The 11,352-nt window shown below is 37.9% G+C and carries 14 protein-coding genes; 4 read left to right on the forward strand and 10 right to left on the reverse strand.

Features of this window, described 5'->3' with window-relative positions; genetic code table 11:
- Window positions 1–55: 55 nt before the first annotated feature.
- Both IEV41_RS18075 and IEV41_RS18080 read right to left on the reverse strand, forming a co-directional pair.
- Window positions 56–721: an HAD family hydrolase gene (locus IEV41_RS18075; RefSeq protein WP_188389922.1), complete on the reverse strand. Its 666-nt coding sequence runs from the start codon at window positions 719–721 to the stop codon at window positions 56–58.
- A 29-nt stretch (window positions 722–750) separates the two neighbouring features.
- Window positions 751–1,902: a GNAT family N-acetyltransferase gene (locus tag IEV41_RS18080; RefSeq protein ID WP_188389923.1), complete on the reverse strand. Its 1,152-nt coding sequence runs from the start codon at window positions 1,900–1,902 to the stop codon at window positions 751–753.
- Between the two features lie 162 nt (window positions 1,903–2,064).
- Between IEV41_RS18080 and IEV41_RS18085 the strand changes: the two genes are divergently transcribed.
- The gene (locus IEV41_RS18085; RefSeq protein WP_188389924.1) at window positions 2,065–3,783 is read left to right on the forward strand and encodes a M3 family oligoendopeptidase; all 1,719 of its coding nucleotides are present in this window, start codon (window positions 2,065–2,067) and stop codon (window positions 3,781–3,783) included.
- A gap of 34 nt (window positions 3,784–3,817) precedes the next feature.
- On the opposite strand, the gene IEV41_RS18090 is transcribed toward IEV41_RS18085, so the two are convergent.
- Window positions 3,818–4,225, reverse strand: coding sequence for a VOC family protein (locus IEV41_RS18090; protein WP_188389925.1), 408 nt, complete (start codon window positions 4,223–4,225; stop codon window positions 3,818–3,820).
- 194 nt (window positions 4,226–4,419) lie between these two features.
- Here IEV41_RS18090 and IEV41_RS18095 point away from each other — a divergent pair, with 194 nt between their 5' ends.
- On the forward strand, window positions 4,420–4,725 hold the full coding sequence (locus IEV41_RS18095; protein WP_188389926.1) for a magnetosome magnetite crystal formation protein family: 306 nt from the start codon (window positions 4,420–4,422) through the stop codon (window positions 4,723–4,725).
- 45 nt (window positions 4,726–4,770) lie between these two features.
- Window positions 4,771–5,145, forward strand: a complete 375-nt coding sequence (locus tag IEV41_RS18100; protein ID WP_188389927.1) for a YxeA family protein — start codon at window positions 4,771–4,773, stop codon at window positions 5,143–5,145.
- Here the strand turns inward: IEV41_RS18100 and IEV41_RS18105 are convergent.
- On the reverse strand, window positions 5,142–5,882 hold the full coding sequence (locus IEV41_RS18105) for a hypothetical protein (protein ID WP_188389928.1): 741 nt from the start codon (window positions 5,880–5,882) through the stop codon (window positions 5,142–5,144). The two genes, IEV41_RS18100 and IEV41_RS18105, sit on opposite strands and share 4 nt — an antisense overlap.
- Window positions 5,883–5,990: 108 nt before the next feature.
- On the opposite strand from IEV41_RS18105, the gene IEV41_RS18110 reads away from it, so the two are divergent.
- Window positions 5,991–6,356, forward strand: coding sequence for an immunity protein CdiI family protein (locus IEV41_RS18110; protein WP_229722285.1), 366 nt, complete (start codon window positions 5,991–5,993; stop codon window positions 6,354–6,356).
- Between the two features lie 39 nt (window positions 6,357–6,395).
- Here IEV41_RS18110 and IEV41_RS18115 read toward each other — a convergent pair whose 3' ends face one another.
- From IEV41_RS18115 to IEV41_RS18140, 6 genes are all read right to left on the reverse strand, one after another.
- Window positions 6,396–7,373, reverse strand: coding sequence for a helix-turn-helix domain-containing protein (locus IEV41_RS18115; RefSeq protein ID WP_188389929.1), 978 nt, complete (start codon window positions 7,371–7,373; stop codon window positions 6,396–6,398).
- A gap of 113 nt (window positions 7,374–7,486) precedes the next feature.
- The gene (locus IEV41_RS18120) at window positions 7,487–8,686 is read right to left on the reverse strand and encodes an MFS transporter (RefSeq protein WP_188389930.1); all 1,200 of its coding nucleotides are present in this window, start codon (window positions 8,684–8,686) and stop codon (window positions 7,487–7,489) included.
- Between the two features lie 346 nt (window positions 8,687–9,032).
- A complete protein-coding gene (locus IEV41_RS18125) occupies window positions 9,033–9,374 on the reverse strand; it encodes a zinc ribbon domain-containing protein YjdM (protein WP_188389931.1) in 342 nt (113 codons plus the stop codon).
- 200 nt (window positions 9,375–9,574) lie between these two features.
- A complete protein-coding gene (locus tag IEV41_RS18130; RefSeq protein ID WP_188389932.1) occupies window positions 9,575–10,222 on the reverse strand; it encodes a hypothetical protein in 648 nt (215 codons plus the stop codon).
- Between the two features lie 176 nt (window positions 10,223–10,398).
- On the reverse strand, window positions 10,399–10,593 hold the full coding sequence (locus tag IEV41_RS18135) for a hypothetical protein (RefSeq protein WP_188389933.1): 195 nt from the start codon (window positions 10,591–10,593) through the stop codon (window positions 10,399–10,401).
- 60 nt (window positions 10,594–10,653) lie between these two features.
- Window positions 10,654–11,286 carry a LysE family translocator gene (locus tag IEV41_RS18140; RefSeq protein ID WP_188389934.1) on the reverse strand — a complete coding sequence of 211 codons (633 nt, stop codon included), beginning with the start codon at window positions 11,284–11,286 and terminating at the stop codon, window positions 10,654–10,656.
- Window positions 11,287–11,352: the final 66 nt, after the last annotated feature.

Consider the following 11,352-nt stretch of genomic DNA (forward strand, 5'->3'; position numbering starts at 1 on the left):
ACATCTAACCCTACCATAATAAAAGGAGAGGCACATTATACCTCTCCTTCTATTATCATTTATGAAATAAAAAATTGCGGAACTGTTCGACTGTCTCGAAATAATAATCAGACTCTATCTTCATATTTTCCTTAATAACTGGTAAATGATGTCCCCACCCTGCTGCGGCGAACTCTACACCACAGCTTTTTGCCATCGCGATAGCTGGTTTCATATCATCGACCATTAGTACCTCTTCTGGTTGCAAATCAAATTGCTTCAAAATTTGTTGTATGCCGTACGGATGAGGCTTGCGATACTCTGGTTCCATATCCCAGCCATACACAACATCTGGCTCAAATCCACAATGATGCTTGTAGTCTCGAATGATTCGGCTGCTCTCTGATTGCGATAGAACCGTAACAATTCCACCTCGCTCCTTAAATTCACGAATCACTTCTGGAAACATCATATAGAATGACGGAATCGATTTAGCTGTATGTGTATGCCATATTTGTTGTTGCTTCTCGTATTCTTCCTCTGTAAATTTTAACACATCTTTGCATAACCCAATAAATCCCGGTTCATAACAATACATCACGAATTCTTCAAATGTCAGTACTTTCTCGCTTGGTCGTAACGTCTGTAATACTTCTACAAAAGAAGGATAATGAATGTGTTCTGTACTTTGAACAGCTGTATCATCATGATCTAATATTAAACATTTATATCTTAAGTTCATTTCATCCTCCGCATTGTGTTCGTTCTTGTTTAGAAAAAGTCATAGAAATACGATTTATTTAATGGAATTACTTTTTCTAATTGCTTCACTTCTTCTATGTTACCTGAAATAGCCCCTATGTCTAGTAATTCATGTGGACGCTTGTATCCAAATAGAAGCGTTGTTAACGTATTAATGTTCATATGTAACCCACTCGTACTTCCTTCTTCACGCTCCATTACATGAACAGTTCCTTCTTTTATTACCATTGTTTTCTCATTCCACGGCGCATGTTCATCGGAAATATGAAGTGTTACTTCTCCTTCTTCAAATTCATATTGCAGGGTGAAGCTCTCTACATCAACAATACGTGCCATAAAGTATGGTTTCGTCTCCGTCTTCATACGCGGTTCATGTAGTGAGAAGAATAGTGGTTCTCGATCATACGTTGTCATTACGACTTCTTTTGCCATTGAATCATGTTGGCAAATGAAGTTCCATAGACCACTTCTTGCTTCACTATCTAATGCGACAAACTCATCAACCGTCATTTTATAATTTTCAATGTCATAGATGATATATCCGCGTGCTTCCCCTTGTTTATTATAGTACACCGCACTACGCCCATCTTGAATAATTGATTGTAACCACCAATCTTTCGTACGTGCCAACATCCCTGTGAATGTTCCTGCATATTGTTCGTACACATTATTCACATCTTCTGAGTATGCGCCTCTAGAAATACGCTTCATGTACCCATCCACATGCTTATGCATCACTAAATGCTCCTTGGCAAGTGTACGAACTGTTCTGTCAGAGAAAAATTCAAATCCATACTTACGGTAAAAACCCGCCGCAAACGGATGAAGCATGGAAATCGTATATCCTTCTTCTTTCATCTTCTTTAACGCAAATTGAAACAATTCATTAATATATCCTTTTCGACGATGTTCTGGATATGTCGCAACAGCTGCGATACCACCCATCTTCATTTTTTCCTGCCCGAAATAAATATGAGATGGCAAAAAGTGAAACTTCGCCGCAATTTCTTCGCCTTCTTTAATCGCAAATACTTCGTGATACTTTCTCATCCATTCTATACGTTGTGCCAGCTTCTCTTCTGACAACGTATACTGAAACGCATATTCAGACAAGTGTAGCGCATCAACGTATTGTTCTTTCTGTATTGTTACAATATTCATCTCGTTTCCTCCTTACCTATCATCCAACACACTTATTTCTACATTTCTCGCACTATCTCCTTCATCCCACCGTAGAAAGACAAATTAGTACAAGGATTTTAGTTAACCATGTATAATATTTATAATTATAAGAATTTTCAAAACGATAAAAGGAGCGATACAATGAGTTTTTTACAGTATGAGTATGTACGTCCAAACAAAGAAACAATTGAACAAAAGTTCAAGAGTGGTATCGAGAAATTCAATACGGCATCTACATTCGAAGAGCAAGAAGGAGCGATGCACGAAATTAATAACCTTCGCAACGAAGTATCTTCCATGCTCCAAATTGCTTATGTCCGTCATACAATTGACACAACAGATACATTTTACAAAGAAGAAAAAGATTTCTTAGATGGTTTCTCGCCAATTCTCCAAAGTTTTACGATGAAATACTACCGTGCATTAGTAGCTTCTACTTTCCGAAACGAACTAGAGGCAAAGTACGGTGAGCAGATTTTCAACCTTGCAGAATGCCAATTAAAAACATTTAACGATGATATTATTGAAGATTTGCAACAAGAGAATCGCCTTGTTTCTCACTACACTTCACTCATCGCTTCGGCGAAAATACCATTCAACGGTGAAGAATATACACTTGCTCAGTTGAAACCATTTTTAGAAGTTGATGGCCGTGATGTTCGGAAAGAAGCACTACAAGCTCATACAAATTTCTTCGTCGACAACAAACAAGAATTAGACGAGACATATGACAAACTCGTTAAACTACGCACATCGATTGCGAAGAAACTTGGATTCGATAGCTTCGTTGAACTCGGCTACGCAAGAATGCGCCGGACAGATTATAACCGTGATATGGTCGCAAACTTCCGTAAGCAAGTAGAAACGTTCATCGTCCCAATTACAATGAAACTAAAAGAACGCCAACGTGAACGTATCGGTGTAGATACACTGTACTATTACGACAGTGACTACAACTTCCCGAATGGAAATGCAACGCCTAAAGGTGACCCAGAATGGATTGTGCAGAATGCAGCAGAAATGTACAAAGAATTATCACCTGAAACAGATGAATTCTTCCGTTCTATGATTGACAACGACTTGATGGATTTAGTGGCGAAGAAAGGAAAAGCAAGTGGTGGATACTGTACGTATTTTTCTGCTTACAAAGTACCATTCATCTTCTCGAACTTCAACGGTACATCTGGAGATATTGACGTATTAACACACGAAGCCGGACATGCGTTCCAGAAATTCTGTAGCCGTCATTTCGTCATTCCAGAATACGCTGGTCCAACATCTGAATCAGCAGAAATTCATTCGATGTCAATGGAATTCTTTACGTACCCATGGATGGATAAATTCTTCCAAGAAGAAACAGACAAATATTACTTTGAGCATTTGAGTAGCGGATTACTATTCTTACCTTACGGTGTAGCAGTAGATGAGTTCCAGCATCGTATGTATGACGAACCGAACTTAACGCCTGATGAGCGCCACGCTGTATGGAGAGAAATAGAGAAGAAGTACTTGCCACACCGTCAATATGATAACAACGAATACTTAGAGAACGGTGGGTTCTGGCAACGTCAACTTCACATTTATAAATATCCGTTCTACTATATCGATTACACATTAGCACAAATCTGTGCACTTCAATTCTGGAAGAAGATGCAAGAAAACCAAGAAGAAGCATGGAATGACTACTTAAAGTTATGTTCAGAAGGTGGTAGCAAGTCATTCTTGAAGCTTGTTTCTGGAGCTAACTTACTTTCTCCATTTGATGATGGCACAGTAGAATCCGTAGTAGGTGTCATCGAAGACTACTTAAATACAGTAGACGATAAGAAATTAGGAACAGAGAATATAACAACAAACTAACTAAAAAAGCATGGCACTCCGCCATGCTTTTTTATTATCCAACCGCTTTTGGCAAATTAAGTTGCCACGATACCCCATACTTATCCTCCACCCAAGCGAACTTTTCGCTCATTGGTAATGGACCAAGTGGCATTAATACAGCACCACCTTCTGACAACTGTTCAAATACGTGCTCAATCTCTTCTTCCGTATCACATGTAACGAAGAGTGACATTGCTGGTGTAAATTTATGTTCATCTCCATTGTTGTTATCAAGACACATGAACGTTTGTCCTTTTAAAGAAAAAGTCGCGTGCATGATAAGTTCTTCTTCTCCAACCGCATGTGCTCCGTGACGAACAATATGTCCAATTTCCGATCCATCAAAAATAGATGTATAGAAATTCATAGCTTCTTCCGCTTTTCCGTTAAACATGAGAAACGTTGTAATTTTCTGTCCCATCCTCTTTCATCCCTTCCATTTTATTCTTTAATTGAATGCATCCCCCGTAAAAACAGAACATACATTCTTATATGTATATTTTCCCGTTCTTTTGCCATCTTGTCAAGTTCTCTTCTTTTTATACATATTCATACCCCTCTTCAAAATACTAATAATAAAGAAAGACAACTATAAAAAGACGGAGCTGACTAATAATGAAAGGTAATGCTATTTTGTCATCTTTATGTTATTTCAGTATTTTATTTGCACCATTTATTTTCCCTATTATCGTCTATTTCGTTGCAGAACCCGAAGTAAAAGTCCATGCAAAAAAAGCACTTTGGACACACCTTGTTCCGTATATCGCAATCTTTCTCGGATTCTTCCTATCCTTCCTTCTCCCTGGTGATACATCCACTGGGATTGGTTTACTACTAACCTTTGCAATTACAGGTATTCTTGCTCTGTATTACTTCATTTGGAACATCCTGAAAGGGATTAAAGTATTAACTGCCCAGTAATGTTATAATGAATGAATTATATAGAAATATAAGCAGGAGAAGCAGATGAAACGATTGATTTTCTTTCTTAGTATAGGGCTTATCACAATTATCTTCCTAAACGGTTGCACGGCAACAGATAAATTACAAAAGAGGAATAGCGATGAATACTACGTCCACATTACGATAGATGGCATTGAAACAAGATACACTGAAAATTCATCTCCACGTTTTTCTTATGAATTACTTGGCTTCGACCACGAAGGAAACGGAAAAACACTCTTATTCGATTCTGAACGTAATTTACGAAAAGGCGCTTATTTACGCATTTATTACTCCGATTTAGAAAGAGTAAAAACATTTGAAGAAGTGATCTTTGATGAAATTCCAGCACGTGCTAGAGATAGATTACACAACCAATCAAAAGAAGGAAACGCCTAGGCGTTTCCTTCTTTTGATTTCTTTCCAGTTCCCATTGCCGATTCACTAATCACATACAGTAAGCTAACTCTTCCCATCCATGATTCTACGCTATCCTCGTCTTCCTTCGATCTATTCAACTCTTCTTCATATTTGAGCCCATCGATCGCTACATATCCAACTGGTAACTTAGCGATACGATGAATAATCATCGGCCACTCCGCATCGGTCATACTGTCTTTTGAGTGCTCTACTAAATATGGAATTGCTTCTTTTGAAAAAGCACAAGAACCTGCTGTAATATCGACTTCCTGTCCAAACTGCAAGGAAAAAATTTTATTCGTAATCTCTTCCGTCTGTCGCCATGAAGCTGGATGTGTTCCAAACGCATAATCAGTTCTTCCAATAATAAGATAATCGTTTCCCTTTAGTCCTGCTTCTACCTTCTCTAATCCAGCTATATCATCATGAAGCCATGTTAGAAAACGATCAAAGTCACAATAATGGTAATACTTATGCATACGACCTTGCATAAATCGTACTGCTGCTCTTCTTGCCGCTGCACATCCAGCCTTCGGTACAATATTAATTTCAAAGCCACACATTTTTAATTCTTCGATAATCTTCTCTGATGTTTGGTCACTAACCGTTATGTATTTTGTATAACGAAGTTTCAATAACTTGTCTTTTACCTCTCGTATAAAAGGCAATAACCTTGCACTCGGATCATGCGTAATACATGTTAATGCGATATCCATGCTCTCTCTCCTATTCACCACTATTTTAAATCTGAATTTTCAAACAAAACAACTAAATACCATTATCTGCTAAAATTAAAATAAGAACAAATAAAAAGGGGTACCTACATGAACTATGGATGCTGTAGAGACAACAACGAAATACCTATGATTACTATCGAAGGAGATATGGGCGGCGATCCTATTTGGTGCACGAACTGTGGATGCAACCTTGATATAGACAAGATACCACTTGGTAAAGAATTAAAAGTAGCATTATGGCAATGGATGCATAACTATGGGAAGTGGATTGACTGGGAAACAGATACACTTCTACCAAACGCAACCGAACAAGAAAGATTACATAACAAAAAGGGACAGAAACTAACATGGAATGTCCAACAAGCATTGAACGGGGAATATATCGTTACATTTAAACCTTCTACAAGTGTAGAATTATATACCGAAATAGCACGCTTCGATATGAATGAATAAACAAAGCCCATCCTTCACCTTCCTGAAGGATAGGCTTTGTTATCGATACTTCTTTCGATACCGCAAAGGTGTATCACACATTACTTTTTTAAAGACTCTCGTAAATTTACTCGGATTACTATAACCTACTTCATTAGCAATAGCCGTAATAGAATTATCCGTTGTTTGAAGAAGTTCCGACGCTTTCTTCATTCGTTGTTGCTGAATGTATTGATAGACCGTACAACCGACAACTTGTTTAAATCCTTTCTGTACATCAACAATGGGCAGATGAAATTCAGCGGCCAACGCTTTCACCCGTAATGACTCTGTAATTTCTCGGTCGATTTTTTCTTTTATTGCCCTGATTATGCCATAACGTTTTTCTTCTGTATGCAACATTAATATTTCTGTATCTTCTTGTATACAAAGAGATACAAACTGTAACACTTTTGATTTTAACACTAAGTAATTTCTCATATTCTCTTGTAGCTCACTCATTAATTGCTGGGCTAATGCCCGATGTACAAATGAACTTTTTCTGAAATATAAAGGGTTGTCTTGGAACATTCGTGCTAAAAGCTTCTCCCATCCGTCTTCAATAATCTCTGAACTTCGGGCATTTACATTACTTTTTAATGTTTCAACATTTACATAGATAGAAACACCAGAAAAAGACCAACTCATTCCTTCATAATAGACCCATGGACTAGACCAATCAAAGAATACTAACGTCTTTTCATCAATGGACATAAATGCTTCATCTACAGAAAAACGCATCTTCGCATATCCCGATGTGATACACGTAATTTCAATCATCTTCTGATCGTACTTCCGCCTCCCTCCCTGTTTCCTTGTATATGTACAATCTTTGAAAATGACAAGCTCTACACCAGGTTCAACGGTAATTCGTAACATAGATCCATATCCATATTGCGGTATAATTCTGTACTTCTCTCCAAGCCAGACATCCTCAACTTTATAAAGATACTCATTCTCTAAGTCCTCATTCCACTCTATTAGTTTCCGTTCGTACATGTATGCACCCTCCAATTGATAATCGTTATCAATTATATTAGCGAAAGGAGCTTTCTTTTCCTTTTTTTCTACCATAAAAAATAAAAGAAGTTACCTCCATAAGGTAACTTCTTTTATTCCACCACGCTCTTTTCCACTTGCTGAAATACAAGCGATTTATGCCCAAAACATACATACAGTAGAAGTAGAACAACGATGCCTAACGCTATCCAAAAAGGTAAAGACTGATTGACAACATATAAAGACGTACTAACTACTGGAACGATAAGCGATGCGATACCCGAGGCAGCTGCCGTCAACCCACCCGCTTCTCCTTGTACCTCTTCTCCAGCAGCTAATGAAATGCCGGCTGTATAACCTGGTATCGTAAATCCACTCGCTACTCCAACTAACATATACGATATAAGGTATAATGCAAGGTGGTTCGTGAACAAAAGAACAAGCAAAGCAGCGATAAACAAGGGCAAACCAATTCGTAATAACGTCAGAGGCGGATACGAACGCTTTTGAATAATCGTCATTTGCACAAGCGCCATCATTATACCAACCGATAATAGCCCTATCCCTAGCCATATTGCCGTTTCTTTCGCTCCTAATTGAAATACATCCTGAATATAAAAACCACCTACTATTTGCAACGTCGCAAAAATACTCATCACACACGTACAAATAAGTAAATATGGGCGAAGTCCTACTCTCTTCAAATCAATTTTCGTCTTCTTGTTGCTTCGTTGATGTGTTACATTCGGGAGGCGTTTATACGAAAACCATGCCACACATAAAACTAATGCTGACGCTACAAAAATCGGTATAACAAGATGAATACCTGATAGTAACGCTCCCATCGCCGGACCAATAATGAAACCAATTCCTGTTGCTGCTCCTAACATACCCATTCCAGCAGAACGTTCCTTCACATCCGTAAAATCTGCCATCAATGCTTGAGCCGAAGAAGTCATCGCAGGAAAGAAAAATCCAAACAACACTCGCGATACCATAATAAGAATAAAGATTACCATCACATTCACATCATTCTCCATCCCAAACCAAGACACACTACCAAATATCATTAAACCAATGCTAAAGCCGATAAACCCAGTTAACAAAACTTTCTTTCTACCTACGCGATCACTTAATCGTCCCCATATAGGTGCAGATACAAGCAATACGAACGCCGCAATGGAGATAATCCAACCAGCTTGTTGTTCATCCAATCCAATTTCACGGACTAACGGTGCCATAATTGGATTAATAACTCCAAATCCTGCATAACAAATAATCATTGAAAAAAACAAGACGCGCTTCGAATCCATCCACTCTCCTCCATCTCTTTAGTGAGTTCCTTTCTTCCATTAAAGCGAATTTGTCCAAAAGGTCGCAACTCCAAAAAAGATGAAAACAATCCAAAAGAATTTTCAAGTAACTAAGCGTATCGCTTCACCTTCTGTATACTTTTACAGATAGATAAGAACAGGTACTACCGATTCGCCTTTATTCTTGATTGTCTGCACCGCTTTCCTACTTCGTTACTTCCTAGCACCCTATTTCCTTTCCCATCTATCTTTACTACGAATCATAGTAAAGATGCCTCCAGCCTTATCTTCGCCAACAAAAAACGTGAATAGAGAATACTCCCCGTTCACGTCTTCTTGTATATTATTAGATTTTCTTTACGAACTCCGACTTTAACTTCATTGCACCGAAACCATCGATTTTGCAGTCGATATCATGGTCGCCATCTACTAAACGGATGCCCTTTACTTTCGTACCGATTTTAATAACAGATGAGCTACCTTTTACTTTTAAATCTTTAATAACCGATACTGTATCCCCGTCTTGTAAGATGTTGCCGTTTGAGTCTTTGATAACTTTTACATCGTCGTTGTTTTCTGCCTCTGATTGCGCATTCCACTCGTGTGCACACTCTGGACAAACAAACATAACACCATCTTCATACGTATATTCTGAACTACATTTTGGACAATTTGGGATTGCTGACATAATTAATTTCCTCCATTCATTTCAAAACCTTCTACCTATATAAGCGTGAAAATACCACGCATTATTAAGAATCTGTACATATTATTTTATACTGCCATAATCTATATACATTGACAACCCTTCATTCATATAAAATGGATACCATTCCTTATCACCTTGAACATCTTACATCACTTATTTCATTACCTACAACCCATACGCTACCGAACTATCTTTTCCAATCCAACTCTCTCTATTATCATATCAATAAGTGGTTCCAGCGGATTCAAAACTACTGTAGCAATTCTTTCTTCTATTCGTTTCGTTGCATCAACCATAGATAGTTGTGCAACAGATAGTACTGCATGTTCCTTCATAATCACTTCCATTAATGCTTTCTCTATTGCATCATCGTATTCTACTTTTCTTCCTTGCATAATAAGCTCAAATGTCCCATCTATTACACGTACATCTACATCCATTTTCGTTCCTTGCTCTTCTGCATAAGCATATAAACGATTCATTGTACCTTGTACCGTTTCTGGATTTGTAAAGGTTATAATTTGTGGCCGCTCTATCCTACAAATCTGTTCAAAATACGGTTCGTCTAGTTTGATAATAGGTACCTCTACTTGTAACTCTTCACCTTGTAATAAGGCAATATAATTTGTACATGTGATGAGAATAGCATCAACTTTGCTTTCTGCTAGGAATTTCACATGTGGTCTTATCTGTTCCAACGAAGTCCCTTGATTCCCCAAAACTGGCCCAACAACGTGTGTAAACTCCACATAATAGTTAGCCAATGCTTGTTCAATATATGCACAATTTGAATGATGAGCATGCAAGCAACCTATTCGTTTCCTCATCTACCCTAATCTCCCCTCGACTTGGTTATACACTTCATCGCAGCTATTACTTTCTTCTCCTTATCACACTCTAGATGAGTTTTCACGAACACAGGTTTTTAGAATAAATAGAGCAACATACTTGCTACTATCAAAAAAAGAGCTAGATGTATCATTTACTCCAGCTCTTTTTCGATTTAATCCTTGATCTTATCTGGTCGCTCTACTCGAAGAGATGCAACCTCCCCACAACTCTCGCAGAAAAGTAGTAACAAATTGGATCCACCAAACATTTTGGATGGATTTCGCACTTTATCATAGCCAGATTTCCCTAACACACCTTCTGAAAAACGTGTATGACCACATTTCTTACATGAACCACTTCTCTCCACTCTGCATCCCACCTTTATATGTTCTACAAAGACATGTTTGAAACAACTCCAACTACACGCTTATTGAGGTGCTTTCGTTTGAAGTAACTTCAATCCCATTCCGATAAACAGGATACCTGTTACCTTATTTATGACCATACTTACCTTTTGATTCCCTCGTAATTTCTTCGTTACATAAGAAGAGAAATACGCAATAAATAAACTCCAGATGAACGCCGTTGTAGCAAATGTGAGACCTAATAGAATAAAAGGTATTGGACTAGAAGAGACGCTTGTATCAATGAACTGAGGAAGAAATGCAATGAAGAATAACGCAACTTTTGGATTTGTAATACTCGTTAATAAGCCCTGCATATATATCTTTCGAATGTTTACCTTATTAGCAGAAGCTTTCACATCAATACTCGTCTTATCGCGCAACATGTTGACTCCTAAGTACACAAGGTAAATAACCCCTGCAAGCTTAATCGCATTAAATAGAACGACCGATTTCATAAGAATCATCGATAAGCCAAACGCAACGAGTAACGTATGCACAAATGCACCTGTAATAATACCAAACACCGAGTAGATACCCGCTTGACGCCCTTGTGAAATACTTCTTCCTAAAATGTACATCGTATCGGTACCAGGAATTAAATTGAGTAGAATTCCTGCCAAAAGAAACACTTCGTAATTTATAATTCCGTACACACTATCCCCCTCCTTTTCTTGTATGTCTATCTTAATCCAATCTGTAAATCATTACCACAACAAATA

The sequence above is a fragment of the Priestia taiwanensis genome, assembly GCF_014638355.1.
GTDB classification, from domain to species: domain Bacteria; phylum Bacillota; class Bacilli; order Bacillales; family Bacillaceae_G; genus Priestia_D; species Priestia_D taiwanensis.